The sequence below is a fragment of the Achromobacter sp. HNDS-1 genome, from assembly GCF_040084795.1.
GTDB classification, from domain to species: Bacteria; Pseudomonadota; Gammaproteobacteria; order Burkholderiales; family Burkholderiaceae_B; genus Achromobacter; species Achromobacter ruhlandii.
Genome location: NZ_CP157584.1, coordinates 687117 through 713704 on the forward strand (window position 1 = coordinate 687117; position 26588 = coordinate 713704).

A 26588-nucleotide genomic window follows, 5' to 3' on the forward strand; every position below is an offset into this window, starting at 1 on the left:
CGGGCGCCCCGCGGCCGGGCCATCCTGGGGGACTAGGAATCGGGATGGGCCTGGGCCAGCTCCTGCGCCAGCTTCTCCACGAACATCCATTCCCGCACCTTGAGACCCGCCGCGGCGTAGTCGCGCTGTTCGTCCAGCAGGCGCGTCAACGCGACGCGCATCTGCTGCCGGGCATCCTCCAGCTCGGTCCGCAGCTCGGCCAGCACGCCGGCGTCATTGCGCGCGTCGTCCATCATTTCGCGCCAGGTCATCTGCTGCATCAGGAAAGCCGTGTCCATCGACGTGTTGCTCTCGGTCTGCAGATCCACGCCGGCCTGCTCGCACAGATAGCGCGCCCGCAACAGCGGATCGCGCAACTGGCGGTAGGCCTCATTGGCGCGCGCCGCCCACTGCATGGCCACGCGGCGTTCCGCGGGACTGGCGGTGGCAAAGCGGTCGGGATGCACCTGCGCGGCGACGGTGCGCCACGCCGATTCCAGCGCCTGGGCGTCCAGGTCGAAGCGTGCCGGCAAGCCGAACAGGCTGAAGTGATCGTCTCCAGCCAAGACTTACACCGTGAACGACTCGCCGCAGCCGCAGGTCGCCTTCTCGTTGGGGTTGCGGAACTTGAAACCTTCGTTCAGGCCTTCGCGGGCGTAGTCCAGCTCGGTGCCATCCAGGTAGGCCAGGCTCTTGGGATCGACGAACACCTTCACGCCGAAGCTCTCGAACACCTGGTCTTCGGGCGCCGCGTCGTCCACATACTCCAGCTTGTAGGCCATGCCGGAACAACCCGTCGTCCTAACGCCGAGGCGCAAGCCGATCCCCTTGCCGCGCTTTTGCAAGTAGCGGCCGATGTGGGTGGCAGCCTGTTGGGTCAGGGTAACGGACATGTTCAGCTCGCAACAGCTTCGGCCGGAACCGAATGCTTTTCCTTGTAGTTCTGCACGGCGGCCTTGATCGCGTCTTCGGCCAGGATCGAGCAGTGCACCTTCACGGGCGGCAGGGCCAGTTCTTCGGCGATCTGCGTGTTACGGATGTTCATGGCTTCGTCCAGCGTCTTGCCCTTGACCCACTCGGTCACGAGCGAGCTGGAGGCAATGGCCGAGCCACAGCCGTAGGTCTTGAAGCGCGCGTCCTCGATGACGCCGGCTTCGTTCACCTTGATCTGCAGCTTCATGACGTCGCCACAGGCCGGCGCGCCGACCATGCCGGTGCCCACCGAGTCGTCCGACTTGTCGAACGAGCCGACGTTGCGGGGGTTTTCGTAGTGATCCAGGACTTTGGTGCTGTAAGACATGTTAGTTCTCCACGTATTCTTTGGCGCGGGCGCTTAGTGCGCGGCCCACTGCACGGTATTCAGATCGATGCCTTCCTTGGCCATTTCCCACAGCGGCGACATATCGCGCAGCTTGCCGACACGGCTCTTGAGCAGTTCGATGGTGTAGTCGACTTCCTGCTCGGTGGTGAAGCGGCCCAGCGTGAAGCGGATCGAGCTGTGCGCCAGCTCGTCGTTGCGGCCCAGGGCGCGCAGCACGTAGGAAGGTTCCAGACTGGCCGAGGTGCAGGCCGAACCGCTGGACACGGCCAGTTCCTTGATCGCCATGATCAGGGACTCGCCTTCGACGTAGTTGAAGCTGACGTTCAGGTTGTGCGGCACGCGCTGGTCCATGTCGCCGTTGAGATAGACCTCTTCGATCTGCGACAGGCCGGCCCAGAGGCGATCACGCAGCATGCGGATGCGCTCGTTCTCGGTGCCCATTTCTTCACGGGCCAGGCGGAAGGCTTCGCCCATGCCGACGATCTGGTGCGTGGCCAGGGTGCCCGAGCGGAAACCGCGCTCGTGGCCACCGCCATGCATCTGCGCCTCGATGCGCACACGCGGCTTGCGGCGCACGTACAGCGCGCCGATGCCCTTGGGGCCGTAAGTCTTGTGGGCCGAGAACGACATCAGGTCGACCTTCAGCTTCTGCAGGTCGATCTCGACCTTGCCGGTGGCCTGCGCGGCGTCGACATGGAAGATGATGCCCTTCTCGCGGCAGATCTCGCCCAGGGTTTCGATGTCCTGGATGACGCCGATTTCGTTGTTCACCATCATCACCGATACCAGCACGGTGTCGGGACGCAGCGCCGCCTTGAACACGTCCAGGTCGATCAGGCCGTTATCCTTGACGTCCAGGTAGGTCACCTCGAAGCCCTGGCGCTCCAGTTCACGACAGGTGTCGAGCACGGCCTTGTGTTCGGTCTTGATGGTGATGATGTGCTTGCCACGCTCGGCATAGAAGTTGGCCGCGCCCTTGATCGCCAGGTTGTCCGACTCGGTGGCGCCGGAGGTCCAGACGATTTCACGCGGATCCGCGTTCACCAGCTTGGCGACTTCCTCGCGGGCGCGTTCGACGGCCTCCTCGGCTTCCCAGCCGAACGAGTGACTGCGCGACGCGGGATTGCCGAAGCTCTCGTACAGCCACGGGATCATTTTTTCGACGACGCGCGGGTCGACGGGGGTCGTGGCCGAGTAATCCAGATAGATCGGACGGGTGGTCATTTCTACAACTCCTACTGCTTATACGGTGGCATTGGCCGCGACGGTGGTGGTCGGGGCGTTGGCGGCGGTATTGTTGGCGCCTCCCACCCGGTTCACTCGCACCGCGCAGGCCTGCGCTTGATTGTTGGCTTCCTGCAATTGGCGCACACGCTGCTGATCGACCAGATCCTGCAGCGACACCGAATCCAGGTAATCGACCATCTTGCGATTCAATGTGGCCCAGAGCTCATGCGTCATGCACTTGCCAGGCTTGCCGTCGTTGCCGCTCGTACAGTCCCGCTTGCCGCCGCAGCTGGTGGCATCCAGGGGTTCGTCGACGGCGAAGATGATGTCGGCCACGGTCACGTTTCGCGCCAGACGGGCGAGCGAGTAACCGCCGCCGGGGCCGCGCACGCTGTCCACGAGTTCGTGGCGGCGCAGTTTCCCGAACAGCTGTTCCAGGTAGGAAAGCGAAATATTCTGACGCTGGCTGATGGCCGCAAGAGTGACCGGGCCGCTATGCTGCCGCATAGCCAGATCGATCATGGCAGTCACGGCGAAACGCCCTTTGGTAGTTAGCCGCATGGTGAATTCCCTGTGATTCGGCAATGGCCGTCGGCGAATCCGGCGGTCAATACCCGAGTAATTGGCTCAAGTATAGCAAATTCCCGAGTAATTTGGTATGGCTCCCGGCTAGAAAAAACCGCGCTGTCGCGCGGTTCTTTTCACTGCCAATTCGCCAGGCGTCCCGCAGGACGCCCTGGCACACCGGAGACCTCTCAGGCCGCCTGGTATTGGGTAGCGCGCTTGCGGACCAGCTCGAGCACGCCCTGACAGGCATCTTCGAGATAATCCAGCACCTTGCCGAAGCCATCGGCGCCGCCGTAGTACGGGTCGGGCACGGTGGCCTCCTCGAACTCATTGGCGAAGCGCATCAGCAGCATCAACTTGTGCTGATAGGCCTTGGGGCACTGTTGCTGCATGGCGGACAGGTTGTCCCAGTCCATGGCGAGGATGAGGTCGAAGTCGCGGAAGTCTTCCGCGGTGACCTGACGGGCCTCACAGTGCGTGATCTCGTAGCCGCGCTTGCGCGCTGCGGCCTGCGCCCGGGCATCAGGCGCCTCGCCGATGTGAAACGCGTGCGTGCCCGCGGAGTCGATGCGAACCACATCGCCCAAACCCGCGTCGTTCACCAAATGGCGAAACACGCCCTCTGCGCTCGGCGAGCGACAGATATTGCCCATGCAAACGAAAAGTACCTTGGTCATCATGGGAGTAAGTGTGCGGGAAAACCCGAGATAAGGCAAGCTTTTTTTGCTCCCGGGCACACCGTTTCGCATCAATACGTCCCCTAAAATATTCCCTATAAATCAAATAGTTAAAAGCTATATTTAAGGTGATGCAAGAGACCGCCGACCGAATGCTTGTGCAAATTTCACGCCCACTTCGGCGACACTTCGCGCCAACCAGCAATTCAGCAGCCCGTCAGCGAAAAGATACATTTAGATAAGCATCGACCTTCATACCGCGCCATCCAACAGCACCCGTTGCTTGAGGGCCGTCAAGGCATCGCGGGCGGCCGCGGCCTGTTCGAATTCGAGGTTGCGGGCGTGGTCCATCATCAACTTTTCCAGGCGCTTGATCTCGCGCGCCAGGGCCTTTTCGTCCTTCAGCAATTCGGCCGGCACCGCGGCTTCCAGCGCGTCGTGCTGCACCGGCGCGACGATGCCGTCGATCAGCTCGCGCACCGCCTTCTGCACTCCCCGCGCGGTAATGCCATGGTCGGCATTGAACTGCAGTTGCTTGGCGCGGCGCCGGCTGGTTTCTTCCATGGCGCGCTGCATCGAGTCGGTGATGCGGTCGGCATACAGGATGGCGTGGCCGTTCAGGTTGCGCGCCGCCCGGCCAATGGTCTGGATCAGGCTGCGCTCGGAGCGCAGGAAGCCTTCCTTGTCGGCATCCAGGATGGCCACCAGCGACACTTCCGGGATATCCAGTCCTTCGCGCAGCAGGTTGATGCCCACCAGCACGTCGAACGTACCCAGGCGCAGGTCGCGGATGATTTCCACCCGTTCCACCGTGTCAATGTCCGAGTGCAGGTAGCGCACCCGCACCCCGTGCTCGGTCAGGAAGTCGGTCAGGTCCTCGGCCATGCGCTTGGTCAGCGTGGTGACCAGCACCCGCTCCCCCTGGCTGGTGCGCGCCTTGATCTGCCCCAGCAGGTCATCGACCTGGGTGCGTGCCGGCAGCACCTCCACGATCGGATCGACCAGGCCGGTGGGGCGCACCACCTGCTCGACCACGTTGTCGGCATGCTCCTTTTCGTACGCCGCCGGCGTGGCCGAGACGAACACGCACTGGCGCATGCGGGCCTCGAATTCCTCGAGCTTGAGCGGCCGGTTGTCCAGCGCCGATGGCAGCCGGAAGCCATACTGCACCAGGGTTTCCTTGCGCGAGCGGTCACCCCGGTACATGGCGCTGAGCTGGCCAATGGTGACGTGGCTCTCGTCGATGAACATCAGCGCATCGGCCGGCAGATAGTCGATCAGCGTGGGCGGCGGCTCCCCCGGCGCGGCGCCGGACAGGTGGCGCGAGTAGTTCTCGATGCCCTTGCAGAATCCCAGTTCCTGCAGCATTTCCAGGTCGAAGCGGGTGCGCTGCTCAAGGCGCTGGGCCTCGACCAGGTGGCCGTCGTCGACGAAGCGCTTGGTGCGCTCGCGCAGCTCTTCCTTGATGGTCTCGATGGCGCGCAGCACGGTGTCGCGCGGCGTCACGTAGTGCGAACCGGGGTAAACGGTGAAGCGCGGCAACTTCTGGCGGATGCGGCCGGTCAGCGGATCGAACAGCTCAAGGCTTTCGATTTCGTCATCGAACAGCGTCAGGCGCAGCGCCAGCTCGGCGCTTTCCGCCGGGAAGATGTCGATGGTCTCGCCGCGCACGCGGAACACGCCGCGCGTGAATTCGGCGTCGTTGCGGGTGTACTGCATGGCCACCAGCCGCGCCAGGATCTCGCGCCGCGAAATCTGGTCGCCGGCGCGCAGGATCAGCACCATCGCGTGGTAGTCGCCGGGGTTGCCGATACCGTAGATGCACGACACGGTGCCGACGATGATGGTGTCGCGCCGTTCCAGCAGGCTCTTGGTGGCCGACAGGCGCATCTGCTCGATGTGCTCGTTGATCGACGAGTCCTTTTCAATGAACAGGTCGCGCGTCGGCACGTAGGCTTCGGGCTGGTAGTAGTCGTAGTACGAGACGAAGTACTCCACCGCGTTCTTGGGAAAGAACTCGCGCATTTCCGCGTACAGCTGCGCGGCCAGCGTCTTGTTGGGCGCCAGCACCAGCGCCGGCCGCCCCAGCTGGGCGATGACGTTGGCCATGGTGTAGGTCTTGCCCGAGCCGGTCACGCCCAGCAGCGTCTGGTACATCAGGCCGTCCTGCACGCCCTGGACCAATCCATCAATGGCGCCCGGCTGGTCGCCGGCGGGCGGATAGGGTTGGTACAGGTGGAACGGGCTGCCGGGGTAATCGACGTACCCCGGGCCGGGGGCCGCCGCGGCAGCGCCAGGGGCCGCATCGGCCGCCCCGTCGGTGACGGAGCCAACGGCTGCGGCACCCGCCGCGCTCGGGTCTATTGCGCTCTTAGGCATGCTAGACTGTTCCCAGGGTAAACCCCCCATTATCCACAGCACTTCCGACTGCGTCCACTCACCCTCAGCAGAGTCCCATGAGCACCCTTTTCGATTCCGTCGAACTCGCGCCGCGCGACCCCATTCTTGGTCTGAACGAACAATACAACGCGGACACCCGCCCCGGTAAAGTCAATCTGGGCGTGGGCGTGTACTACGACGACCAGGGTCGCATTCCCCTGCTGGGTGCCGTGCGCAAGGCGGAAATCGCCCGCATCGAGGCCGCCGCCGCTCGCGGCTACCTGCCGATCGAAGGCATCGCCGGCTACAACCAGGGCGCGCAAGCCCTGCTGATCGGCAAGGATTCCCCGCTGGCCGCCGCTGGCCGCGTCCTGACCACCCAGGCCCTGGGCGGCACCGGCGCGCTCAAGATCGGCGCCGACTTCCTGCGCCAGCTGCTGCCGACCTCCAAGGTCCTGATCAGCGATCCCAGCTGGGAAAACCACCGCGCGCTGTTCGAACGCGCCGGGTTCGAAGTCGGCACCTACGCCTACTACGATGCCGCCACCCGCGGCCTGAACTTCGACGGCATGCTGGCCGCCCTGAAGGCCGCGCCGGCCAACACCGTGGTCGTGCTGCACGCCTGCTGCCACAACCCCACCGGCGTCGATCCCACCTTCGACCAATGGAAGCAGATCGCCGCGGTCGTCAAGGAAAACAAGCTGGTGCCCTTCCTGGACATCGCCTACCAGGGCTTCGGCGAAGGCCTGCGCGAAGACGCCGCGGTCGTGCGCCTGTTCGCCGACCTCGACCTGACCATGTTCATCAGCTCGTCGTTCTCGAAGTCGTTCTCGCTGTACGGCGAGCGCGTCGGCGCCCTGACGGTCGTGGCTGGCAGCAAAGACGAAGCCACCCGCGTGCTGAGCCAGCTCAAGCGCGTCATCCGCACCAACTACTCCAACCCGCCCACCCACGGCGGCACGATCGTCTCCACGGTGCTGAACTCGCCCGAGCTGTTCGCCATGTGGGAAGAAGAACTCGGCGCCATGCGCGACCGCATCCGCCTGATGCGCAAGCAATTGGTCGAGAAAATCAAGGAACACGGCGGCAAGCAGGACTTCAGCTTCGTGCTGCAGCAGCGCGGCATGTTCTCGTACTCGGGCCTGACCTCGGCCCAGGTCGACCGCCTGCGCGAAGAGCACGGCGTCTACGCCGTCTCCAGCGGCCGCATCTGCGTCGCCGCGCTCAACAGCGGCAACATCGACCAGGTGGCCAAGGGCATCGCCGCGGTGCTGTAAGCCTCCCCCCGGCAACAGCCTCCAACGGGACCTTCGGGTCCCGTTTTCATTGCCTGTCACAAAACCATGTCCGCTCAACGCTTGCATTTTTGCGTTATGTCCCCCAGAATGCCGCTGTATATATGTACAGTCCGATTCCAAACGGATCACCGCCATGGCCAGCAAACTCACTGATCGTCAACAGCAAATCCTGGACCTCATCCGGCAAACCGTCGCGCGCACCGGCTTTCCGCCCACCCGCGCCGAGATCGCCCAGGCATTGGGATTCCGCTCGCCCAACGCGGCTGAAGACCATCTGAAGGCCCTGGCGCGCAAGGGGGCCATCGAGCTCACCGCCGGCGCTTCGCGCGGCATCCGCCTGAAGGATGCCTCGCCCGCGCAGACCCAGGCGCCGCTGCCCCTGCCCGGCCTGGCGCAGTTGCTGCTGCCGCTGGTCGGCCGCGTGGCCGCCGGCAGCCCGATCCTGGCGGCCGAACATGTCGAACGCGAAATCGGTGTCGACCCCGGCCTCTTCGCCCAGGCGCCCGACTACCTGCTCAAGGTGCGCGGCATGAGCATGCGTGACGCCGGCATCCTCGAAGGCGACCTGCTGGCCGTCAAAAAGGCGTCCGAGGCCCGCAACGGCCAGATCGTGGTTGCCCGCCTGGGCGACGACGTCACCGTCAAGCGCCTGCAGCGCCAGAACGGCCGCGTTGAACTGCTGCCCGAGAATCCTGACTTCAACGTCATCGTGGTCGAGGCAGACCAGGAATTCGCGCTGGAAGGCATCGCGGTCGGCCTGATCCGTCCGCACGCGCTGCACTGATCCGCCGCTTCCCTTCAGGCGCGCGCCCCTCGACGGCCGCGCCAAAAAAGAAACCCCGCGCAAGCGGGGTTTCTTTCATTGGGCATCCCTTGCGGGACGCCCCGGGGCCAGACATCAGTGCTTGAGCACGGGATCCGTCGAACCCGGCTCGGCCGGCTTGGCGACCAGCGGCTCCTTGACCGTTTCGTCTTCAGCCAGCGGCTCCGGCAGGCGTTCCAGGGCCAGTTCCAGCACCTTGTCGATCCAGCGGACCGGCACGATCTCGAGATGGTTCTTGACGTTGTCCGGGATCTCCGCCAAATCCTTGACGTTTTCTTCCGGGATCAAGACCGTCTTGATACCACCGCGATGGGCGGCCAGCAGCTTCTCCTTCAGGCCGCCGATCGGCAGGACTTCGCCACGCAGCGTGATCTCGCCGGTCATGGCGACGTCGGCGCGCACCGGGATGCGCGACAGGGCCGACACCATGGCCGTGGTGATCGCGATACCGGCGGACGGACCGTCCTTGGGCGTCGCGCCTTCCGGCACGTGCACGTGCATGTCGTGCTTCTCGAACACGCTGTCGGCAAAGCCCAGGCGACGCGCCCGCGAGCGCACCACCGTGCGGGCCGCCTCGACCGATTCCTTCATCACGTCGCCCAGCGAACCGGTGCGTTGGATCACGCCCTTGCCGGGCATGTCCGCCACTTCGATCGTGAGCAGGTCGCCACCGACTTCCGTCCAGGCCAGGCCGGTCACCTGACCGATCTGGTTTTCCTTTTCGGCCATGCCGAAGGTGTAGCGGCGCACGCCGAGGTAATCGCTGAGGTTGTCGCCCGTGACGTTGACCGGCTTGAGTTCGAAGGTCTTGCCTTCGGCCTTGGCGCGGTCGCTCTGGGTCAGCAGCTGCTTGATCACCTTGCGGCAGATCTTGCCCACTTCGCGTTCGAGCGCACGCACGCCGGCTTCGCGGGTGTAGTAGCGCACGATGTCGCGCAGCGCGCTGTCATCGACGGTCAGCTCGGTATCCTTGACGCCGTTGTTCTTCATCAGCTTGGGCAGCAGATGGTCGCGGGCGATGTGGATCTTTTCTTCCTCGGTGTAGCCCGACAGGCGGATCACTTCCATCCGGTCCAGCAGGGCCGGCGGAATGTTCAGCGTGTTGCTGGTGGCCACGAACATGACGTCCGACAGGTCGAAGTCGACTTCGATGTAGTGGTCCTGGAACGTGTGGTTCTGTTCCGGGTCCAGCACCTCGAGCAGCGCCGACGAGGGATCGCCGCGGAAATCCATGCCCAGCTTGTCGATCTCATCGAGCAGGAACAGGGGATTGCGCACGCCGACCTTCGACATGTTCTGGACGATCTTGCCGGGCATCGAACCGATGTAGGTACGACGGTGGCCGCGGATCTCGGCTTCGTCGCGCACGCCGCCCAGGGCCATGCGCACGAACTTGCGGTTCGTGGCCTTGGCGATGGACTGGCCCAGCGAGGTCTTGCCGACCCCGGGAGGACCGACCAGGCACAGGATCGGCGCCTTGACCTTGTCCACGCGCTGCTGCACCGCGAGATATTCGAGGATGCGCTCCTTCACCTTCTCCAGGCCGTAGTGGTCGTTGTCGAGCACGGTCTCGGCGTTGGCGATGGAGTTGTTGATCTTGCTCTTCTTCCTCCAGGGGAGGTTGATGAGCGTATCGATGTAGTTGCGCACCACGGTGGCTTCGGCCGACATGGGCGACATGAGCTTGAGCTTCTTGAGCTCGGCATCGGCCTTCTTGCGCGCCTCCTTGGGCATGTGCGCGGCGATGATCTTCTTTTCGAGCTCCTCGATGTCGGCGCCCTCTTCGCCTTCGCCCAACTCCTTCTGAATGGCCTTGACCTGCTCATTCAGGTAGTAGTCGCGCTGGCTCTTTTCCATCTGCTTCTTCACGCGGCCGCGGATCCGCTTCTCGACCTGGAGGATGTCGATTTCGGTTTCCAGCTGCGTGAGCAGGCCTTCGAGGCGCTCGGAGGTGCCGACGATCTCGAGCATCTTCTGCTTCTGCTCGAGTTTCAGCGGAAGATGCGCGGCGATCGTGTCGGCCAGGCGGCCGGCGTCATCGATGCCGGCGAGCGAGGTCAGGATCTCCGGGGGGATCTTCTTGTTGAGTTTTACGTATTGCTCGAACTGGGCGACGATCGCGCGGCGCAGGGCCTCGGTCTCGGAGCCCTGGACGGCGTCCGGCTCGATCGGGGTGACCTGGCAGGTGAAGTGCGAATCGGCGTCTTCGATGCTGTTGATGCGGGCGCGCTGGGTACCCTCGACCAGCACCTTGACGGTGCCATCGGGCAGCTTGAGCATCTGCAGGATGCCGGCGACGCAGCCGATCTCGTAGACGTCTTCAGGGGTGGGATCATCCTTGCCGGCGGATTTTTGGGCCACTAGCATGATGCTCTTGCCCGCTTCCATCGCAACCTCGAGCGCGCGGATAGAGCGCGGACGGCCGACGAACAGCGGGATGACCATGTGCGGGAACACCACGACGTCGCGCAGTGGCAGCAGGGGGAGGTCGATCGGGTCGGAAGGCAGGGTCTGGCTGGCAGACATAGGAGGTTCCTCGGTATGACTCGGCGTATCGGGGACAGGATGACCGGGTATACCCGGACAGCCCCGTCAGTTACGTCTGTTATGGGAACAATAGCCGAAAATTCAAGATCCCGGCGGCCGGATAAACAAAACCTTAAAAAAAACGGCGGCCGGCATCCTGTTTCATTGGACACACTGCGGCAGTGTGCGTTCCATCAGGGGGCCGGAGACAAAAAAACCCGTTACGGAAACGGGTTTTCTTGAAATATCCGTCAGGCCGCCGCGTCGCGGACTTCTCCGCGCTCGGGCTTTTCGGCCGCCCCTTCCTCGTCGGCGTAGATCAGCAAGGGCTTGCCCTCGCCTTCGATCGCGCCTTCGTCGAGCACCACGCGCTTGACGTTGCCTTGCGACGGCAGGTCATACATGGTGTCGAGCAGGGCCTGCTCGATGATGGAACGCAGGCCACGCGCGCCGGTCTTGCGCTTGAGCGCCTTGCGGGCGATGGCCTTGAGCGCGGCCGGACGCACGTCCAGTTCGGCGCCTTCCATGGCGAACAGCTTCTGGAATTGCTTGAGCAGGGCGTTCTTGGGCTCGGTGAGGATCTGCACCAGGGCGGCCTCGTCCAGCTCGTCCAGCGTGGCGACCACCGGCAGGCGACCGACCAGTTCGGGGATCAAGCCGAACTTGATCAGGTCTTCGGGTTCGACTTCGGAGAACAGCTCGCCCACGCCGCGCTCGGACTTGGCGCGCACGGAGGCGGAGAAGCCGATGCCGGACTTTTCGGTGCGGTCGCGGATGACCTTTTCCAGCCCGTCGAAGGCGCCGCCGACGATGAACAGGATGTTGGTCGTGTCGACCTGGACGAAGTCCTGGTTGGGGTGCTTGCGCCCGCCCTGCGGCGGCACCGAGGCGACGGTGCCTTCGATCAGCTTGAGCAGGGCCTGCTGCACGCCCTCGCCCGACACGTCGCGGGTGATGGACGGGTTGTCGGACTTGCGGGAAATCTTGTCGATTTCATCGATGTAGATGATGGCGCGCTGCGCCTTCTCGACTTCGTAGTTGCAGTTCTGCAGCAACTTCTGAATGATGTTCTCGACGTCTTCACCGACGTAACCGGCCTCGGTCAGCGTGGTGGCGTCTGCCATGACGAACGGCACGTTCAGCATGCGCGCGAGGGTCTGCGCCAGCAGCGTCTTGCCCGACCCGGTGGGGCCGATCAGCATGATGTTGCTCTTGGACAACTCGACTTCGTCGCCCTTGATCTCGCCGTGGCGGATGCGCTTGTAGTGGTTGTAGACGGCCACCGCCAGCATGCGCTTGGGCGAGGTCTGCCCGATCACGTACTGGTCCAGGAACGTCTTGATTTCAGCCGGAGTGGGCAGTTCGGAACGAATCGCCGCGCGCGCGGTCGCCTGCGCTTCCTCGCGGATGATGTCGTTGCACAAGTCTATGCATTCATCGCAGATGAATACCGACGGACCCGCGATCAGCTTGCGGACTTCGTGCTGGCTTTTATTGCAAAACGAGCAATGCAGCACTTTTGCGTCTGCCGATCCCTTTTTTTCAGGCATATGTATTCGTATCTCAGGTAAAGAAGCGCCGGACCGGGTGAAGGGCCCGGCGCTTACTCAAACATGGCAACAGCGGGTGGGACTCAACCGGGAAGTCAGCCTTCCGAACGGGAGGTCATCACCTTGTCGACCAGTCCATACGATACCGCATCTTCGGCGGACATGAAGTTGTCACGTTCCGTGTCCAGGGCGATGCGCTCGATCGACTGGCCGGTGTTGTCGGCCAGGATGCGATTGAGACGCTCGCGCAGGTCCAGGATCTCGCGAGCCTGGATCTGGATGTCGGAGGCCTGCCCCTGGGCGCCGCCCGAGGGCTGGTGGATCATGATGCGCGAGTTGGGCAAGGAAAAGCGCTTGCCCTTCTTGCCTGCCGCCAGCAGGAAGGCGCCCATGCTGGCCGCCAGGCCGGTGCACAGGGTCGACACGTCCGGCTTGACGAACTGCATGGTGTCGTAGATGGCCATGCCCGCGTACACCGACCCGCCGGGCGAGTTGATGTACAGGGAAATGTCCTTGTCAGGATTCTCCGATTCCAGGAACAGCAACTGCGCCACGACCAGGTTGGCCGTGGCGTCGTTGACCGGGCCCACCAGGAAGATGAGCCGCTCGCGGAGCAGGCGCGAATAGATGTCGTAGGCGCGTTCGCCGCGCCCCGACTGCTCGATCACCATGGGAATGTAGCCCAGGCCGGTGGGGGTCACCGACGACCCGCCATTCATTGCCGCATAGAAATCGGTGAATCTCTGCATAGTGTTACGCCATCCCCATCAACTGATCGAAAGGCACCTTTTCGTCGGTGACCTTGGCCTTTTCCAGAACATGCGCGACGACGTTGTCTTCGAGCACGATAGCCTCGATTTCAGCACGACGCTGGCGGTCGGCCAGGTAATAGCTGACAACCTGGGCGGGTTGTTCGTAGTTTTCCGCGAACTCTTCGATGCGGGCGCGGACCTGTTCCGGCTTGGCCTGCAGCTGGGCTTGCTTGACCAGTTCGGACACCAGCAGGCCCAGGCGCACGCGGCGCTCGGATTCGGTCGAGAAGGCTTCGGCCGGGATCGGCACCGACTCGGCGTTCGGCACGCCACGCTGCTTGAGCTCTTCGCGGGCGGCGGCGATGCGGCTTTGCACGTCGTTGTCGACCAGCGCCTTCGGCACGTCGAACTTGCCGGCTTCCACCAGGGCGTCCATCACGCTGGCCTTGGTGCGGCCTTGCGAGCGCACCTTGACTTCGCGTTCGATGTTGCTGCGGATGTCGGCCTTGAGCTTTTCGACATCGCCTTCGGCCTGGCCGAGCGACTTGGCGAATTCGGCATTCAGTTCGGGCAGCACGCCTTCAGCCACTTCCTTGACGGTGATGGTGAATTCGGCGGTCTTGCCGGCGACTTCCTTGCCTTGGTAGTCATCGGGGAACTTGAGCGGGAAGACCTTGCTTTCGCCAGCCTTCAGGCCGCGGGCGGCTTCTTCGAATTCCGGCAGCATGCGGCCTTGGCCGAGCACGAACGGGAAGTCTTCGGCCTTGCCGCCATCGAACGGCACGCCGTCGATGGTGCCAGCGAAGTCCAGCGTGACGCGGTCGCCGTCTTGCGAGGCGCGGCCTTCGCGGGCTTCGAACGTGGCGCGCTGCTTGCGCAGGACGTCCAGGGTCTGCTGCACTTCGGCGTCGGTGACCGCGGTTTCATAGCGGGTCACGGCCAGGGCCGACAGGTCCGGCACGGCGACTTCGGGGTAGACCTCGAACGTGGCGGTGAAGGCCAGCGTGTCATCGCTGACGCCTTCAGTCTTGGGTTCCAGGTTCGGGGCGCCGGCGACGCGCAGCTTGGCGCCATCGACGGCTTGTTCGAATGCACGGCCGACCTGGCTGTTGATCACGTCGTAGCGGATGCCGGGGCCATGGCTGCGCTCGAGCATGGCGAGCGGCGCCTTGCCGGGACGAAAACCGGGAACCTTGGCGGTGCGGGCCACGCGCTTCAATTGCGCCTGGACTTCCTTTTCGACGTCGGCCACCGAGACGGCCAGATCAACACGGCGCTCGAGGCCGGAGAGGGTTTCAACCACAGGCTGCATTAAAAGACCTATTTTCCGAGAGATATGAGATGACGGGCGGATAAACGCGGCATTTTACCGGAAACTTCCGGACCCCTGACGCAAAGGGGCGCGAGCACCCGGATAAGCCCGGATGCTCGCGCCCCGTTTTCCACCCCGAAAGGGCGGCAAATGCCCGCCAGGGCGCTTTATTTGGCCTTGGCGATGCGATCTTCGATGTGCTGCGCGCGCTTGGCCGAGGACGGGTGCGAGCTCATCATATCGCTCTTGCCGCCGTCCAGTTCGGCCAGCTTCTGGAACGCCGTCACCAGACCGCGGGTGTTCAGCTTCTTGGCCTGCAGCTGGTCGAACGAGTAGTCGTCGGCGGCGCTTTCCTGCGATTGCGAGAACTGCGCGTTGATGAACTTCTCGGTCAGGTCGCCCAACTGCGACGAGTTCAGGGCGGCGACCGTGGCGCCACCGGCGGCGCCGGCGGCGTCGCGCGCGGCCGAAACGGTGTAGGCGGTCTGCATCGCCTTCTTGCTGTGGCCCAGCGCCACGTGGCCGATTTCATGGCCCACGACGCCCAGCACTTCGTCGTCGGTCATCATGTCCATCAGGCCGCTGTAGACGCGGATGCAGCCATTGGCCATGGCCCAGGCATTGACGTCCTTGGTGATGTAGACCTTGTAGTTGGCCTTCTGGCCATTGACCGTGCCGCCCAATTGCTTGGCGATCTTCTGCAGGCGCACGTCGTACTTGCTGCCGGGGGCCGCGATCTTTTCCTGGGAATCGCTCTGCGCGCAAGCCTTGTCCGACAAGGTCTTGATTTCGGCATCGCTCAGCGTGGCGGCCTGCACCACCTTGCTGCCAGCGCCCACCAATCCCCCGATATCGAGGGCATGCGACGCGGAATAAGGGGCGAGTGCGACGGCCAGCGCGGCAACGGTGTAGCGGATCTTCATGGCAAAAACTCCTCTTGACTGACTCTGTGCGAGTGAGGCGGCAATTCTATATACGCCAAAAGCATTCAAACCGTTTCGCCACAGAGTTTCGCAAATGCGAATTTCTCTTACATAAAAGGCATGCGCGGGGCTCCTTACCGTGGTAAGTACCTGCGCCGCGACTCGGCGTTGTCATCAAAAACAGATTTCGGAGCAGTCCGAGATTGATAGAATTGCCGCCGCGGTTTTTCCCGCGCTTCCCATAACGGCTCGCACCCATCATGACCCCCCACACCCCTCCCCGCCTTGGCCTGCTGCCAAGCCTGATTTTCAGTTCGCGCTGGCTGCAACTGCCCCTGTACCTGGGCCTGATCGTCGCCCAGGGCGTCTATGTGATGCTGTTCCTGAAAGAACTTTGGCACCTGCTGACCCATGCCACCAGCTTCGGCGAGATGGAAATCATGCTGTTGGTGCTGGGCCTGATCGACGTGGTCATGATCTCGAACCTGCTGGTGATGGTGATCGTCGGCGGCTACGAGACCTTCGTGTCACGCCTGCGCCTGCAAGGCCACCCGGACCAGCCGGAATGGCTCAGCCACGTCAACGCCAGCGTGCTCAAGGTCAAGCTGGCCATGGCCATCATCGGCATTTCGTCGATTCACCTGCTGCGCACCTTCATCGAGGCGGGTACGCTGGGCACGCCCAACGCGCGCTTCTCCGAGGCCGGCGTGATGTGGCAGACCATCATCCACGCTCTGTTCATCCTGTCGGCGCTGGGCATCGCGCTGGTCGACAAGCTGGCCACGCCTTCGCACGCCAAGCACTGAGCGCCTTGCGCCAAATGAAAAGCCCCGCACAGCCGTGCGGGGCTTTTGTCTTTGTGGCGGGCCGCGCGGCGGCGCGCCACAACCCTGGGATCAGGCCGCTACCTTGATGTTCTTGGCGCTGGGGCCCTTGGGCCCCGTGCCAACCTCGAACGTGACGCGCTGATTCTCCTGCAGCGATTTGTAGCCTTCGCTGCGGATTTCCGAGTAGTGGGCGAACAGATCCTTGCTGCCGTCGTCGGGCATGATGAAACCATACCCTTTTTCGGCGTTGAACCACTTGACGATGCCGGTTGCCATGGAATTTCCTCGAACCTAAAGAAGCGATTGCTCGCGGGGCGCCAGATCATCAAGGATGGGAGAGGAAGCCACTGCAGCACCACTGACCGCGACAAGTTAAACGCAGACCGCGTCGCTTGAGAATCTCGCTGAACCCAGTGTATTGGCGAACCGCGAAAAACGTCAAATATGCGGCCATCGCACAAGCCGCGCCGGGCCTGGCCGCGCGGCTTTTTCAACTGGCCATGCGCCGATACAAGCAGATACGCAGAGGTCCTGGCGCCGTCCGGCACGGGTGTCAGCCGGCGAAGCCGCCCGAGTCGAGGAATTCCTGTTCCGGCTGCGTGGTCTGGCGGCCCAGCGCGGCGTTGCGGTGCGGAAAGCGGCCGAAGCGCTTGATGATGTCGCGGTGCAGGACGGCCCAGCGCACCGCGTCCGCGCCAAGCGGCTCCATCAAGGCCACCGCGCGATTCTGCGCGGCCACGGTCTCGGCATGCTCGAACGGCATGTAGAAGAACTGGCGCAGCGCCGGATCGACCGCCAGGTCGTGGCCGGCGGCGATGGCGCGTTCGGCGAACACCAGCGCCAGCGGATCGGTGGCGAACATGTGGGCGGTGCCGCGAAAAGCGTTGCGCGGATACTGGTCCAGCAGGATCATGAGCGCCAACGCGCCCTCCGGCGCATCAAGCCAGCCATCCAGCTGGCGCGCGGCGGCGGCCATGTGGGCCTGGCCGCAGAATTGGCGGAAACGCTCGTCGAACGCCGCGTCCTTGGTGAACCATTGCCGCGGCCCGGCTTCGCGCCAGAACGCCACGATGTCCTGCGGTTGCAGGGAAACTGGGGCGGATCCGGGGTGGGTCATGGGTATCGTCCTGTGTCGGTTGCGAGCGCCGCGCCGGGCGGACGCGGCGACGGAAAACTGCGGCAAGGATACCGCGAGCCCGCCGCAGGCGACGCGTTGGCCGCGCGCGACACCCGTGCGCCACCCGCCGGGCGGCGGAAACGACAAGGCTCCCCGAGGGGAGCCCAGACGCAAAAAAGCCCCCGAAGGGGCTTTTCCGAAAACGCAGGACCTTACAGGACCTGAATCTTCGTGGCTTGCGGGCCCTTGGGGCCATTGGCCGTCACAAAGCTGACGCGCTGGTTCTCTTCCAGAGACTTGAAGCCCGAGCCCTGAATTTCGGAGAAGTGAGCGAACAGGTCCTTACCACCCGCTTCCGGGGTGATGAAGCCATAGCCTTTTTCCGAATTGAACCACTTAACGACGCCGGTTTCCATACTGTATTTCCTAGAGATAATGGGCAAATGCCCGGAGGTCACGAATCAATCAAGGAGGGGACAGTAGAACAATAACGCTGAGCCGGAAAAGGCACGGCACTGAACGAAAATCGCAACGCTTGTGATCGTGTGCCGACACTATCGTTATGTTCCCCTCACAAGTCAACATAATCCTAAAAAATACGTGCCAATAATGCAACAAAGAGAAACTGCGGACAGAATTTACACGTTTTCATAGGCAAAAAGAACGCCTGCATAGGTGTAAACACCCACGCATCATAAAAAAACAATCAAGGCTTATATATAAATGCCCGGCCCCCAAAACTCGCATGAACTCATACGCCGTTTGGGCGGGCACTTTGGTTTGCCGCCAGGCTTACTCGTCGATAGGTAAACCCAGCAAGTCGAGTGCCGCGCCAAAAGCATCGGGACCCGAGCAAAGGAAAACCGCCACGTCGCCGGGATTGATATTCTCCAGGACCTGGTCGATTTGGTCTTGCGCATTATCAACATTGTCGACACTGGCAGCGTGTATGTCCGCTCCACCTTCGACCTTTTCGGGGGGCACGATATCGGCGATCGCGTTCAGATCAGTCACGCCCGTCACGACATAGGCGCTGATGCTCTCGCCATCCAGCGTTGTGTGCAGCTCAACGCCGCCCGCCACGTCGGCAACATGCCGACTCAGTATTTCCATGATCACTCTTCCTTGACTTGCGGGCCGAGCCCGCCTGGGCGCGCCCGCACGGATGCGCACACGCCCAGGCGCGACTATAACAGCCTTATGCTAAGACTTCCTGACAGCGGGGCCGAGCGACCGGCGCGCCGCGCCGGAGGTGGCCGCGACGCTGCGGGTGCGCACGCCGGCGGCGGTCAGCGCGGCCAGCAGCGGCTTCTGGGCGTCCAGGAACACGGCCTTCTCGTCGTCAGCCAGCTTGCACACGAACATCTGCGCCAGCAGCTGGGTGCGGCGGGCCTTGCGGTTGTCGGCCTCCTGGGCCAGCCAGGCGGCCACCCAGTCGGCGGCGGCCTGCGCGTCGCCCTGCTGCTTGATGTGTCCCAGCAGGTCGAACACGGTGACGCCGGTGATGGCGCCGTCCTCCGCACGGGTCAGGAAAAGCTTGGCGGCCTGGCCGGTATAGCCGGGGACCAGGGCGAGGCAATCGCGCTCGGCGGGTTTCTTCATCGGTACTGCCTGTAACGGTTGTCGGTAATCCCGCACTGTAACCCGGGCCCGCGGGCTGTCGCTTGGCCGCCACCTAACTCTGCTATCGTCGGCCTGTTTCTTCCCAACCTGCAACGGCGGACATCATGCAACGCGATTTCGATCTGGTCGTCACCATCCTGGGAGCCCTGCGCGACGCGCCCGGCCCCAACCTGAGCACCCACGACATCAAGGAAGCGGCCCTGGCCCACGAACAAGGCCTGCAACTGGTCGCGCACCACCTGGACCTGCTGGCGGACGCCGGCCTTGTCAAGCAAGTCAGCGAAACGGCGGCCACCGCCGGCGACACGCGCTGGCGCATCACCTGGAAGGGCTACGACGCCCTGGAACAGGATGAAGAGGACGAGGACGACGAGGATTTCGACGCCGAGGAATGAACCCTCCGATCAGCGCGGGCGGCGCGGGCCGCCGCGCATCGGGACAAGCCCCCCCGGCCGCCCGGCCGGGCGCGCTCAACGGCGCCGCAGGATGCGGCGCGTCAACAACGCCGCCGCCGCGCCGATCACCAGGCTGAACATGAACGCGGCGATCGCCAGCATCGCCGACTGGTCGCCGAAGCCGGCCGACCGCGACAGCACCGCCACCGCGGCGCAGACCGCCGCCGCCAGCGCGGCCACGCCCGCCAGCACCCGGCCGGGTGAACGCAGCCGGCCGCAAAGCGAGCCGCCCACCAGCGCCACCGCCACCATGGCGGCCATGGACCAGAACAGGTATTCGTACTGCATGCGGACGGACTCCCCGGGGGTGTTGAGGCGCTCGCATTATAGGCGGAGGCGCATGCTATCCGTCCCCGAGACCAATCGCCGCGGGAGCCGCCTGGCGCGCCCTGCCCGGCCGCGGGCCTGATCGTCAGGCCTGCGACGCGACGGCGATGGCACTGATCTCCACCAGCGCGCCATAGTGCAGTTCACGCGTCGGCACGATGGCGCGGGCCGGGCGATGATCGCCGAAGCTGCGTTCGTAGACGCTGTTGACCTCGTTCCACAGACCGATGTCAGGGATGTAGACGGTGACGTTGACCACCGATGCCATCGACGCGCCCGCGGCCTGCAGGATGGCCGCCACGCTGCGCAAGGCGGCCTCGGTCTGCGCGGCCGCGCCTTGCGCCAGTTGCGGCCGCTCGCCGGGCTGGGCCGGCGGCAGGAACCCGAGCTGGCCGGAAACAAAGACGAAGCCGTTGGCGCGCACGGCCTGGGAGTAATGGCCGGCGGGCGGCGTGGCGTGGGGGGTGTGTATGGTGTCCATCTTGACTCCTGTCCGGGGCGGCGGGACTACCAGCCGCGAAAGCGTTGCCACTGGGCCACGACGGCGCGGTCGCCGCTGCGCACGACCTGGTAGACGTCGTGTTGGGCGCAGGTGGCGCAGGCATGGTTTGGCACGATCCGCAGTCTGGTGCCCAGCGGGAGATCCGGCAAGGCGGCGGCGCTGCCCGCCCGCAGTTTGATGATGCCCTGCTCCTGGTTGGTTTCGGCCAACAGCAAGTCGGGGTAGACCTTGCCGTCGGCGTCGCATACCAGGCCGTACAACTGGTCCACCGGCTGTTTGGCGGTGCCACGATCGCGCGACATGGCCATCCAGCCCGCGTCCACCAGGATCCAACCCTTGTCGGGCTGGTGGCCGATCACCGTGGTCAGCACGGTGGCGGCGATGTCGTCCACGGCGCATACGCCGAGGCCAGCCATGACCAGGTCGAAGAATACGTAGACGCCGGCGCGCACCTCGGTCACGCCGGCCAGGTTGCGGGCGAAGTGGGCGGTGGGAGTGGAACCGACGCTGACCACCGGGCATGGCAGGCCGGCGGCGCGGATCGCCTCGGCGCAACCGACCGCGGCGGCGCGTTCCTGCTCGGCCATGTCGGCGATGGCCTCGGTGCTGCGGCAGCCGTAGGATTCACCGGCGTGTGTCATCACGCCGCGCAGACAGTGAGCCGCGTGCAAGGTGCCAGCAATCGCCAGCAACTGGTCGGTCTGGCCGGGTTGGACTCCCGCGCGATGGCCATCGCAGTCGATTTCGATCAGGGCGGGAATGGCCGCGCCCTCCTCGCTGGCGCGCGCGGCCACGGCGCGGGCGGCCTCGACACTGTCAACCACCACGGTGAGGTCGATTCCGCGGCGGCGCAGCGCCAGCACGCGATCGAGCTTGGCCGGGGCCACGCCCACCGCGTACAGCAGATCGGTCACGCCGGCGGCGGCGAACTGTTCGGCCTCCTGCAGCGTCGAGACCGCCGCCGGGCCTTGCGGACGGGCCATCAGGCGGCGCGCGACGTCGATCGACTTGGGCGTCTTCAGGTGCGGACGCAGTTGCACGCCGTGGCCAGCCATGAGGCCGTTCAGGCGCTCGATGTTGCGCATCATGCGGGTTTCGTCCAGCAACAGGCAGGGCGTTTCCAGCGTATCCAGGGTGGCGGCGGGAGCAGAGATCATGGCGATATCGACGGGACAGGAACGGGCGGGACGGACGGGAGCGACGCGGACGCCGCCCCGGCGGATCCGCATGCATGGAGTATGGCGCGCGCCGGGCCTTGCGTGTTTAATAAGGACTTAATCAATCATTAAGGCTTTCCTGAATGATCACGACAGACGACCTGCGCTTCTTCCTGAGCCTGGCGGCCACCAGCTCGCTGGCCCAGGCGGCGCGCGCCCTGGACGTGACGCCGCCGGCCGTGACACAGCGGCTGCACGCGCTGGAAAAGCGCCTGGGCGTGCGGCTGGTCAACCGCTCGGGCCGCGGCACCGCGTTGACCGACGAAGGCCGGCTGCTGGCGCTGCGCGCCGGCCAGATCTGTGGCGAACTGAATGAATTGGCCGATGAGCTGGCCGGACGCCGCGGCGTGGTCGCCGGCCATCTGCGCGTGGTGGCGCCGCTGGGATTTGGCCAGCGCTATGTCGCCGGGCTGGTGGCCGGATTCCGCGACGGACAGGCCGACGTGACCGCCAGCCTGACATTGTCGGACGGCCCGCCCCGCCTGGCCAGCGACGACTGGGACGTGATGATCCATATCGGCGAACTGCGCGATTCCACCCTGGTGGCGTATCCGCTGGCGCCGAACCGCCGCATCCTGTGCGCCTCGCCCGCCTACCTGGCGCGCCATGGCGCCCCCGCCAAACCCGAGGACCTGCGCGACCATGACTGCATCGCGCTGCGCGAGAACGAAGAGGACGTCACGTTGTGGCGCTTCAAGCGCGGCCGCGGCCCGGCGGTGGGGGTGCGCATTGCGCCGGTGCTGTCGAGCAACGCGGGCGCGGTGGCGGTGGCCTGGGCGCTGGCCGGCCATGGCATCGTGGCGCGATCGGAATGGGACGTGGCCGAGCATGTGAAAGCGCGCACGCTGGTGCCGCTGCTGGCCGGCTGGAACCTGCCGGAAGCCAATGTGGTGGCGCTGGTGAAATCTCGCCAGGAACTGCCGGCGCGCACGGCGGGATTCCTGGCACATCTGCGCGCGGCCTTCGCCGTCACGCCATGGCGCGACAAGCCCCAGGGATGAGCTCCCCGGGCCGGGGCCGGCAGGTCAGTCCAGCATCGCCTCGGCTTCGATCTCGATCAGCCATTCGGGCAGCGACAGGCCGCTGACGATGATCCATGACGACGGCGGTGGGTCTTTCGGGAACCGATCACGCAGCGCCTGGGCGATCACCTCCTGGTCTTCGCGCGCGGTTTCGCAGATGTAGATACGCAGCATGATGACCTGCGCCAGGGTCGCGCCCGCGGCGGCCAGCACGCGTTCGACGTTGTCCAGCGCGGCCTCGGTCTGTTCCTGCAGGCCGGGCCCGACAGTGCGCTCCTCGGCGTCGACGCCGACCTGGCCGGACAGCAGCATGCGGCGCTGGCCAGTGACGATGACGGCCTGGCTGAAGCCGTATTGCACGCTATTGAAAACCGTATCGGGATTGAGGACGGTCCGGGTCATGTCTGTTCTCCTGGCGGCCGGTGTGTTGAGGAAGTCATTCTAGGCTCAGGCCGTGGCCGGCGCGGGCCGGGCGGCACGGGCCGCGTACAGCGCCACCAGCAGCACCACCGCGCCGGCGCCGACGGCGGTCCAGAAGCCCGCGCCCACGCCGTGGTGGTCGACAATCCAGCCGGCCAACGCCGCCCCCGCCGCCACGCCCGCGCCCAGGCCGGTTACCAGCCAGGTCAGCCCTTCGGTCAGGCGCCGCCCTGGCACGGTGCTTTCCACCAGCGCCATGGCGATGATCATGGTCGGCGCGAACGACAGTCCCGCCAGCAGCACCCCCAGCGACAGGGTCAGCAGGTCGCCAACCAGCAGCAACGGCAAGGTGGTCAAGGCCGTGACACTGGCGGCGATCGCCAGCATGCGCGCCAGCGGCATCTGGAACTTCAGTACGCCGAATGCCAGCCCCGCGACGCAGGAGCCGAACGCGTAGGCCGACAGCACCACGCTGGCGCCCGCCGGCACACCCTGCTGGCGGGCGAAGGCCACGCTCAATACATCGATGGTGCCGACGATGACGCCCATCGCGGCCATCATGGTGGTCAGTTGGCGCATCAGCGGCACTGCCAGCACGGAGGTTTCACGGCCCTCGACGCGCGGCTGCACCGCCGGCGCGGTGGACCGCTGCATGACGAATGCGGTGACCCCCAGGCCCAACAGTAACGCCGCGCCAAGCGGGCCGGCCTCCGGGAACAGGATCACGCACAGGCCCACCGCCAGCGGCGGCCCGATAATGAAGCTCAACTCATCCAACACCGATTCGAGCGCGTAGGCGGTGCGCAGCTGCGGGCGGTCGCGATAGATTTCCGTCCAGCGCGCCCGCGCCATGGCGGGCATGCTTGGCAGGCTGCCGGCCAGCGCCGCGAACACGAACAAGGTCCAGTCGGGCGCCTGCAGGCGCACGCACAGGGCCAGGCCAGCCAGGCCGGCCACGCTGGCGCCGGCAGCCAGCGGCAGAATGCGTCCCTGTCCGTGGCGATCCACCAGCCGCGAAATGCGCGGGGCCAGCAACGCCGTCGCCAGCGCGAACGTGGCCGCCACCGCCCCCGCCAGGGTGTAGGCGCCACGCACCTGGGACAACATGGTGATGATGCCGATGCCGATCATGGGCAGGGCCAGCCGCGCCACAGCGCAGGCGGCAACGAAACCGGCGGCGCCGGGCGCCTGGAACAATTCGCGATAGGGATTCGACACCCGATACCTCTGGGGTTGTTGCAGGCCGGGGGCAACGGCCACCGGACAGATTGACATACGTAACGTATGTGAGATCGTATTCACCTACGGGGCGAATGTCAATTAACATACGCCCCGTAGGTGAATGGAGCCTGACATGTCGCGATCACGCGCCGAGATGATTGAGGAAACCCGCGGAAAACTGCTGGCGACGGCGCGCGCGTCGTTCCGCCGCGCCGGCTACGCGGGCACGTCGATGGATGATCTGACCGCGGCCGCGGGACTGACCCGAGGAGCGTTGTATCACCATTTTGGTGACAAACAGGGTCTTCTGGCCGCGGTCGCCGCGCAGATCGACGGCGAAATGGAGCTGCGGCTGCAGGCCATTTCCCGCGACGCGCCCGACGCCTGGACCGCCCTGCGCGAGCGCTGCCGCGCTTATCTGGCGATGGCGGCCGAACCTGAAATCCGCCGGATCGTGCTGCAGGACGCGCGCGCGATTCTGGGCCAGGCGGCCTCCGTGCAGGAACAATGCACCGCCTCCCTGGCCGACCTGTTGCGGGCGCTGATGGAACAGGGCGTGATCGCGCCGGCCGAGCCGCGCGCGCTGGCCCGCATGCTGCACGGCGGCCTGGCCGAGAGCGCCCTATGGATTGCCGAGGATGAGGGCCAGACACGCCTGGCGCCGGCCCTGCAAGCGCTTGATCTGCTGCTGCAAGGCCTGCGCCAGCCCTGATCCCCGTCCGGGCGCGAGACAGCCCTCGCCGCAAACGCCGCCGTCGCGCATAATGCAGCACAACGCGCCCGGCCCCCGCCTCTGGCGGCCCGCCACGCCCTCTCCCGCAAACTGGATTACTTGCCCCGCAACATGAAGCTCCTGCGCCATTCCCTCCTGGCCGCCCTGCTTGGCTCGGCCGCGCTGTCGGCCGTCGCGTCCGCCCAACCGCCGGCGCCGGAGATCGCGCAGGCCTTGGTGGGCAAGTGGCGGCACCAGACCATGCTGCGCACGGTCGACGGCCAGGCGCTGCCGCCGCAGCCCTCGGGCGGCGCGGGCGTGGCCGAATTCCGCAGCGACGGCACCTGGTCGATGCAAGGGCCGGACGCGGTATCCAGCGGCACCTATCGCTGGCTCGACGCCAAGCGCATCGAACAGACGCTGGAGCAGTCCACCACCCGATACGAGATTGGCGTGGCGTCCATCCGCTACGTGAAGATCCAGGGCGACCACCTGACCCTCACTCGCGTCCAGGATCGCAAGGAAATCGACAAATTGATGCCTTCGCCGGCGCCGGATGCCAGGCGTCCGGACCAACTGATCGTGACCAACATTTTCACCCGGCTCCAGGCGGACTGACCCGCGACCGCGCCCGCCAGGCGCGGCATCCGCCAGACGCGGTATGGAAGATTGCAACCTTCTTTGCTACGCTGGGTCACACCCGTGGAGGCCATACGACCATGAAACCCAAGATCCGCGTGCTCTGCGTGCAGCCCTCGTCGGTATCGGCGCGCTTCGCCTTCCTGGCGATCGCGCTGCGTTGGTCGTTGGGCGCCACCCCCCGGCCGGCGCGGTTGCGGATCGGGCCCCACGACCTGGCTCCGGTGGGCTCCGAGGCCGCTTTCTGGCTGTTCGCCCTGCGCCATGCGCTGTCGTCGCAATCGATGCTGGTCACGCGCGGCGACCACTGGGACGTCGCCGCCTCGGTCGACGGCGACGAAATCCGCGCCTTTGGGCGCAAGTTCGCCCTGCGCCAGTGCCTTTGAGGCGGCCACCGCCTGCGCCTTTTACAGGCGGATGGGCGGCTTGCGGTGATACGCCGCCAATTGCTCGGCGGTCCAGCGTTGCCGCGCTTCTTCCTGGCAACATGTCCTGAATACCTGGGCGCCGATATCCAGGAAGCGCCGCATGTCCTCCTCGGTCAGCTTACCCTGCACCCTCATCAGGCAGTCCGCGTAGGCGGACAGGATGCCATCCCAACCTTCAGGTTTGCCAGGCGCGACGGGTTTACTGATCATGCGGGCCATCATCTCACTATGGTCCATCATGCTGTTTCCCCAGAAGCCTCGCCGCGGCCGCAAGGAACCCGGCGATATCACCCGGCAGGCGGCAGCAAGCGCCATGCCCGGCCGACCGCACCGGGCAGATGACGCCAGCACCGTGGAAAAATTACCAGGGGGGCCGGTCAGAATTCCGGCAGATCGAACACGGTGTGCAGGGTGGAGCTGGGGACCGGCACGGAAGCCAGGTGTTCACGCCCGTCGTCGTCGGTCAGCACGCGCACCGCGCGCGACGCCACCGACACGCCATCCACGCTGATCAGGGTCTCGACATCGGCGCCCGCCCTGATCGCCTCGATCACTTCGGACGCGGCCGCGGTCACGGGCTCGCTGACCCAGCCGGGGACGCCGCGCTCGGCCAGGCCCCACCGCACGTAGGCGATATGGCCGCTGACGGCATCTTTACGAACGGCGACGATCGCGTAAAACGACATCCGGGCTCCCCTCAGACTTGGTGGCCCGGATCGTATAACAACTTCGCGGATCCGCGAT

The 26588-nt window shown here is 65.1% G+C and carries 32 protein-coding genes; 8 read left to right on the forward strand and 24 right to left on the reverse strand.

Features of this window, described 5'->3' with window-relative positions:
- Positions 1–32 precede the first annotated feature (32 nt).
- The 7 genes from hscB to uvrB all read right to left on the reverse strand — a co-directional run bounded on the left by hscB (position 33) and on the right by uvrB (position 6150).
- Positions 33–545 carry a Fe-S protein assembly co-chaperone HscB gene (hscB, locus tag ABFG95_RS02990; protein ID WP_059271397.1) on the reverse strand — a complete coding sequence of 171 codons (513 nt, stop codon included), beginning with the start codon at positions 543–545 and terminating at the stop codon, positions 33–35.
- A 3-nt stretch (positions 546–548) separates the two neighbouring features.
- Positions 549–872: an iron-sulfur cluster assembly protein IscA gene (gene iscA, locus ABFG95_RS02995; RefSeq protein WP_006386172.1), complete on the reverse strand. Its 324-nt coding sequence runs from the start codon at positions 870–872 to the stop codon at positions 549–551.
- A gap of 2 nt (positions 873–874) precedes the next feature.
- Complete coding sequence (gene iscU, locus ABFG95_RS03000; protein ID WP_006386173.1) at positions 875–1279, reverse strand: Fe-S cluster assembly scaffold IscU; 405 nt, start codon at positions 1277–1279, stop codon at positions 875–877.
- 33 nt (positions 1280–1312) lie between these two features.
- Entirely contained in the window at positions 1313–2524 is a 1212-nt protein-coding gene (locus ABFG95_RS03005) for an IscS subfamily cysteine desulfurase (protein ID WP_049073188.1), read from the reverse strand.
- 18 nt (positions 2525–2542) lie between these two features.
- The gene (iscR, locus tag ABFG95_RS03010; RefSeq protein WP_049073187.1) at positions 2543–3088 is read right to left on the reverse strand and encodes a Fe-S cluster assembly transcriptional regulator IscR; all 546 of its coding nucleotides are present in this window, start codon (positions 3086–3088) and stop codon (positions 2543–2545) included.
- Between the two features lie 194 nt (positions 3089–3282).
- Positions 3283–3774 carry a low molecular weight protein-tyrosine-phosphatase gene (locus tag ABFG95_RS03015; protein WP_006386176.1) on the reverse strand — a complete coding sequence of 164 codons (492 nt, stop codon included), beginning with the start codon at positions 3772–3774 and terminating at the stop codon, positions 3283–3285.
- Between the two features lie 249 nt (positions 3775–4023).
- Positions 4024–6150 (reverse strand): excinuclease ABC subunit UvrB, encoded by a 2127-nt coding sequence (gene uvrB, locus ABFG95_RS03020; RefSeq protein ID WP_231891602.1) that lies wholly within the window; start codon positions 6148–6150, stop codon positions 4024–4026.
- A 77-nt stretch (positions 6151–6227) separates the two neighbouring features.
- Between uvrB and ABFG95_RS03025 the strand changes: the two genes are divergently transcribed.
- Both ABFG95_RS03025 and lexA read left to right on the forward strand, forming a co-directional pair.
- The gene (locus tag ABFG95_RS03025) at positions 6228–7427 is read left to right on the forward strand and encodes an amino acid aminotransferase (RefSeq protein WP_049073186.1); all 1200 of its coding nucleotides are present in this window, start codon (positions 6228–6230) and stop codon (positions 7425–7427) included.
- Between the two features lie 154 nt (positions 7428–7581).
- Entirely contained in the window at positions 7582–8232 is a 651-nt protein-coding gene (gene lexA, locus ABFG95_RS03030) for a transcriptional repressor LexA (protein WP_049073185.1), read from the forward strand.
- A gap of 114 nt (positions 8233–8346) precedes the next feature.
- Here the strand turns inward: lexA and lon are convergent, their stop codons facing one another.
- The 5 genes from lon to ABFG95_RS03055 all read right to left on the reverse strand — a co-directional run bounded on the left by lon (position 8347) and on the right by ABFG95_RS03055 (position 15334).
- Positions 8347–10797 (reverse strand): endopeptidase La, encoded by a 2451-nt coding sequence (gene lon / locus ABFG95_RS03035; protein WP_348995442.1) that lies wholly within the window; start codon positions 10795–10797, stop codon positions 8347–8349.
- 251 nt (positions 10798–11048) lie between these two features.
- Positions 11049–12347: an ATP-dependent Clp protease ATP-binding subunit ClpX gene (clpX, locus tag ABFG95_RS03040; RefSeq protein WP_049073183.1), complete on the reverse strand. Its 1299-nt coding sequence runs from the start codon at positions 12345–12347 to the stop codon at positions 11049–11051.
- Between the two features lie 95 nt (positions 12348–12442).
- Positions 12443–13096 (reverse strand): ATP-dependent Clp endopeptidase proteolytic subunit ClpP, encoded by a 654-nt coding sequence (gene clpP / locus ABFG95_RS03045; RefSeq protein WP_049073182.1) that lies wholly within the window; start codon positions 13094–13096, stop codon positions 12443–12445.
- A gap of 4 nt (positions 13097–13100) precedes the next feature.
- Positions 13101–14411, reverse strand: a complete 1311-nt coding sequence (gene tig / locus ABFG95_RS03050) for a trigger factor (RefSeq protein WP_049073181.1) — start codon at positions 14409–14411, stop codon at positions 13101–13103.
- Positions 14412–14578: 167 nt separating this feature from the next.
- On the reverse strand, positions 14579–15334 hold the full coding sequence (locus ABFG95_RS03055) for a M48 family metallopeptidase (RefSeq protein WP_006386184.1): 756 nt from the start codon (positions 15332–15334) through the stop codon (positions 14579–14581).
- A gap of 260 nt (positions 15335–15594) precedes the next feature.
- On the opposite strand from ABFG95_RS03055, the gene ABFG95_RS03060 reads away from it, so the two are divergent.
- Entirely contained in the window at positions 15595–16140 is a 546-nt protein-coding gene (locus tag ABFG95_RS03060; protein ID WP_049073180.1) for a TIGR00645 family protein, read from the forward strand.
- Positions 16141–16230: 90 nt separating this feature from the next.
- On the opposite strand, the gene ABFG95_RS03065 is transcribed toward ABFG95_RS03060, so the two are convergent.
- The 5 genes from ABFG95_RS03065 to ABFG95_RS03085 all read right to left on the reverse strand — a co-directional run bounded on the left by ABFG95_RS03065 (position 16231) and on the right by ABFG95_RS03085 (position 18880).
- Positions 16231–16437, reverse strand: a complete 207-nt coding sequence (locus ABFG95_RS03065) for a cold-shock protein (protein WP_006225311.1) — start codon at positions 16435–16437, stop codon at positions 16231–16233.
- A 277-nt stretch (positions 16438–16714) separates the two neighbouring features.
- Positions 16715–17278 carry a DUF924 family protein gene (locus tag ABFG95_RS03070; RefSeq protein ID WP_063581398.1) on the reverse strand — a complete coding sequence of 188 codons (564 nt, stop codon included), beginning with the start codon at positions 17276–17278 and terminating at the stop codon, positions 16715–16717.
- A gap of 212 nt (positions 17279–17490) precedes the next feature.
- Positions 17491–17694: a cold-shock protein gene (locus ABFG95_RS03075; protein WP_006220190.1), complete on the reverse strand. Its 204-nt coding sequence runs from the start codon at positions 17692–17694 to the stop codon at positions 17491–17493.
- A 376-nt stretch (positions 17695–18070) separates the two neighbouring features.
- Positions 18071–18391, reverse strand: coding sequence for a hypothetical protein (locus ABFG95_RS03080; RefSeq protein WP_049073178.1), 321 nt, complete (start codon positions 18389–18391; stop codon positions 18071–18073).
- Between the two features lie 90 nt (positions 18392–18481).
- A complete protein-coding gene (locus tag ABFG95_RS03085) occupies positions 18482–18880 on the reverse strand; it encodes a hypothetical protein (protein ID WP_049073177.1) in 399 nt (132 codons plus the stop codon).
- Positions 18881–19005: 125 nt separating this feature from the next.
- Here ABFG95_RS03085 and ABFG95_RS03090 point away from each other — a divergent pair, with 125 nt between their 5' ends.
- Positions 19006–19296, forward strand: coding sequence for a DUF2513 domain-containing protein (locus ABFG95_RS03090; RefSeq protein ID WP_049073176.1), 291 nt, complete (start codon positions 19006–19008; stop codon positions 19294–19296).
- A gap of 75 nt (positions 19297–19371) precedes the next feature.
- On the opposite strand, the gene ABFG95_RS03095 is transcribed toward ABFG95_RS03090, so the two are convergent.
- From ABFG95_RS03095 to ABFG95_RS03105, 3 genes are all read right to left on the reverse strand, one after another.
- Complete coding sequence (locus tag ABFG95_RS03095) at positions 19372–19644, reverse strand: hypothetical protein (protein ID WP_054415822.1); 273 nt, start codon at positions 19642–19644, stop codon at positions 19372–19374.
- Between the two features lie 124 nt (positions 19645–19768).
- On the reverse strand, positions 19769–20164 hold the full coding sequence (locus ABFG95_RS03100; protein WP_049073174.1) for a Rid family hydrolase: 396 nt from the start codon (positions 20162–20164) through the stop codon (positions 19769–19771).
- A gap of 26 nt (positions 20165–20190) precedes the next feature.
- Positions 20191–21342: a DSD1 family PLP-dependent enzyme gene (locus ABFG95_RS03105; protein ID WP_348995444.1), complete on the reverse strand. Its 1152-nt coding sequence runs from the start codon at positions 21340–21342 to the stop codon at positions 20191–20193.
- Between the two features lie 143 nt (positions 21343–21485).
- Here ABFG95_RS03105 and ABFG95_RS03110 point away from each other — a divergent pair, with 143 nt between their 5' ends.
- Entirely contained in the window at positions 21486–22403 is a 918-nt protein-coding gene (locus ABFG95_RS03110; RefSeq protein WP_049073172.1) for a LysR family transcriptional regulator, read from the forward strand.
- Positions 22404–22427: 24 nt separating this feature from the next.
- On the opposite strand, the gene ABFG95_RS03115 is transcribed toward ABFG95_RS03110, so the two are convergent.
- Positions 22428–22826 carry a RidA family protein gene (locus tag ABFG95_RS03115; protein ID WP_054415825.1) on the reverse strand — a complete coding sequence of 133 codons (399 nt, stop codon included), beginning with the start codon at positions 22824–22826 and terminating at the stop codon, positions 22428–22430.
- Between the two features lie 45 nt (positions 22827–22871).
- Entirely contained in the window at positions 22872–24062 is a 1191-nt protein-coding gene (locus ABFG95_RS03120) for an MFS transporter (protein WP_049073170.1), read from the reverse strand.
- A 136-nt stretch (positions 24063–24198) separates the two neighbouring features.
- Here ABFG95_RS03120 and ABFG95_RS03125 point away from each other — a divergent pair, with 136 nt between their 5' ends.
- From ABFG95_RS03125 to ABFG95_RS03135, 3 genes are all read left to right on the forward strand, one after another.
- Positions 24199–24777, forward strand: a complete 579-nt coding sequence (locus ABFG95_RS03125) for a TetR family transcriptional regulator (protein WP_054415827.1) — start codon at positions 24199–24201, stop codon at positions 24775–24777.
- Between the two features lie 132 nt (positions 24778–24909).
- Positions 24910–25395, forward strand: coding sequence for a hypothetical protein (locus ABFG95_RS03130; RefSeq protein WP_059271406.1), 486 nt, complete (start codon positions 24910–24912; stop codon positions 25393–25395).
- 101 nt (positions 25396–25496) lie between these two features.
- Positions 25497–25802 carry a hypothetical protein gene (locus ABFG95_RS03135; RefSeq protein ID WP_049073167.1) on the forward strand — a complete coding sequence of 102 codons (306 nt, stop codon included), beginning with the start codon at positions 25497–25499 and terminating at the stop codon, positions 25800–25802.
- A 21-nt stretch (positions 25803–25823) separates the two neighbouring features.
- Here the strand turns inward: ABFG95_RS03135 and ABFG95_RS03140 are convergent, their stop codons facing one another.
- Both ABFG95_RS03140 and ABFG95_RS03145 read right to left on the reverse strand, forming a co-directional pair.
- Positions 25824–26084: a hypothetical protein gene (locus ABFG95_RS03140; protein ID WP_231891601.1), complete on the reverse strand. Its 261-nt coding sequence runs from the start codon at positions 26082–26084 to the stop codon at positions 25824–25826.
- A gap of 137 nt (positions 26085–26221) precedes the next feature.
- The gene (locus ABFG95_RS03145) at positions 26222–26530 is read right to left on the reverse strand and encodes a carbohydrate isomerase (protein ID WP_049073166.1); all 309 of its coding nucleotides are present in this window, start codon (positions 26528–26530) and stop codon (positions 26222–26224) included.
- Positions 26531–26588 lie beyond the last annotated feature (58 nt).

Bases quoted from the DNA above. Each gene is read 5' to 3' on its own strand.
- iscA (WP_006386172.1), bottom strand. From the start codon at position 872: ATGTCCGTTACCCTGACCCAACAGGCTGCCACCCACATCGGCCGCTAC.
- ABFG95_RS03125 (WP_054415827.1), top strand. From the start codon at position 24,199: ATGTCGCGATCACGCGCCGAGATGATTGAGGAAACCCGCGGAAAACTG.
- lon (WP_348995442.1), bottom strand. From the start codon at position 10,797: ATGTCTGCCAGCCAGACCCTGCCTTCCGACCCGATCGACCTCCCCCTG.
- clpP (WP_049073182.1), bottom strand. From the start codon at position 13,096: ATGCAGAGATTCACCGATTTCTATGCGGCAATGAATGGCGGGTCGTCG.
- tig (WP_049073181.1), bottom strand. From the start codon at position 14,411: ATGCAGCCTGTGGTTGAAACCCTCTCCGGCCTCGAGCGCCGTGTTGAT.
- clpX (WP_049073183.1), bottom strand. From the start codon at position 12,347: ATGCCTGAAAAAAAGGGATCGGCAGACGCAAAAGTGCTGCATTGCTCG.
- ABFG95_RS03090 (WP_049073176.1), top strand. From the start codon at position 19,006: ATGCAACGCGATTTCGATCTGGTCGTCACCATCCTGGGAGCCCTGCGC.
- ABFG95_RS03130 (WP_059271406.1), top strand. From the start codon at position 24,910: ATGAAGCTCCTGCGCCATTCCCTCCTGGCCGCCCTGCTTGGCTCGGCC.
- ABFG95_RS03055 (WP_006386184.1), bottom strand. From the start codon at position 15,334: ATGAAGATCCGCTACACCGTTGCCGCGCTGGCCGTCGCACTCGCCCCT.
- ABFG95_RS03015 (WP_006386176.1), bottom strand. From the start codon at position 3,774: ATGATGACCAAGGTACTTTTCGTTTGCATGGGCAATATCTGTCGCTCG.
- ABFG95_RS03005 (WP_049073188.1), bottom strand. From the start codon at position 2,524: ATGACCACCCGTCCGATCTATCTGGATTACTCGGCCACGACCCCCGTC.
- ABFG95_RS03060 (WP_049073180.1), top strand. From the start codon at position 15,595: ATGACCCCCCACACCCCTCCCCGCCTTGGCCTGCTGCCAAGCCTGATT.
- ABFG95_RS03140 (WP_231891601.1), bottom strand. From the start codon at position 26,084: ATGATGGACCATAGTGAGATGATGGCCCGCATGATCAGTAAACCCGTC.
- ABFG95_RS03065 (WP_006225311.1), bottom strand. From the start codon at position 16,437: ATGGCAACCGGCATCGTCAAGTGGTTCAACGCCGAAAAAGGGTATGGT.
- ABFG95_RS03075 (WP_006220190.1), bottom strand. From the start codon at position 17,694: ATGGAAACCGGCGTCGTTAAGTGGTTCAATTCGGAAAAAGGCTATGGC.
- ABFG95_RS03115 (WP_054415825.1), bottom strand. From the start codon at position 22,826: ATGACCCGGACCGTCCTCAATCCCGATACGGTTTTCAATAGCGTGCAA.
- uvrB (WP_231891602.1), bottom strand. From the start codon at position 6,150: ATGCCTAAGAGCGCAATAGACCCGAGCGCGGCGGGTGCCGCAGCCGTT.
- ABFG95_RS03100 (WP_049073174.1), bottom strand. From the start codon at position 20,164: ATGGACACCATACACACCCCCCACGCCACGCCGCCCGCCGGCCATTAC.
- ABFG95_RS03095 (WP_054415822.1), bottom strand. From the start codon at position 19,644: ATGCAGTACGAATACCTGTTCTGGTCCATGGCCGCCATGGTGGCGGTG.
- ABFG95_RS03110 (WP_049073172.1), top strand. From the start codon at position 21,486: ATGATCACGACAGACGACCTGCGCTTCTTCCTGAGCCTGGCGGCCACC.
- iscR (WP_049073187.1), bottom strand. From the start codon at position 3,088: ATGCGGCTAACTACCAAAGGGCGTTTCGCCGTGACTGCCATGATCGAT.
- ABFG95_RS03080 (WP_049073178.1), bottom strand. From the start codon at position 18,391: ATGGAAATACTGAGTCGGCATGTTGCCGACGTGGCGGGCGGCGTTGAG.
- ABFG95_RS03085 (WP_049073177.1), bottom strand. From the start codon at position 18,880: ATGAAGAAACCCGCCGAGCGCGATTGCCTCGCCCTGGTCCCCGGCTAT.
- iscU (WP_006386173.1), bottom strand. From the start codon at position 1,279: ATGTCTTACAGCACCAAAGTCCTGGATCACTACGAAAACCCCCGCAAC.
- ABFG95_RS03135 (WP_049073167.1), top strand. From the start codon at position 25,497: ATGAAACCCAAGATCCGCGTGCTCTGCGTGCAGCCCTCGTCGGTATCG.
- ABFG95_RS03070 (WP_063581398.1), bottom strand. From the start codon at position 17,278: ATGACCCACCCCGGATCCGCCCCAGTTTCCCTGCAACCGCAGGACATC.
- ABFG95_RS03025 (WP_049073186.1), top strand. From the start codon at position 6,228: ATGAGCACCCTTTTCGATTCCGTCGAACTCGCGCCGCGCGACCCCATT.
- lexA (WP_049073185.1), top strand. From the start codon at position 7,582: ATGGCCAGCAAACTCACTGATCGTCAACAGCAAATCCTGGACCTCATC.
- ABFG95_RS03105 (WP_348995444.1), bottom strand. From the start codon at position 21,342: ATGATCTCTGCTCCCGCCGCCACCCTGGATACGCTGGAAACGCCCTGC.
- ABFG95_RS03145 (WP_049073166.1), bottom strand. From the start codon at position 26,530: ATGTCGTTTTACGCGATCGTCGCCGTTCGTAAAGATGCCGTCAGCGGC.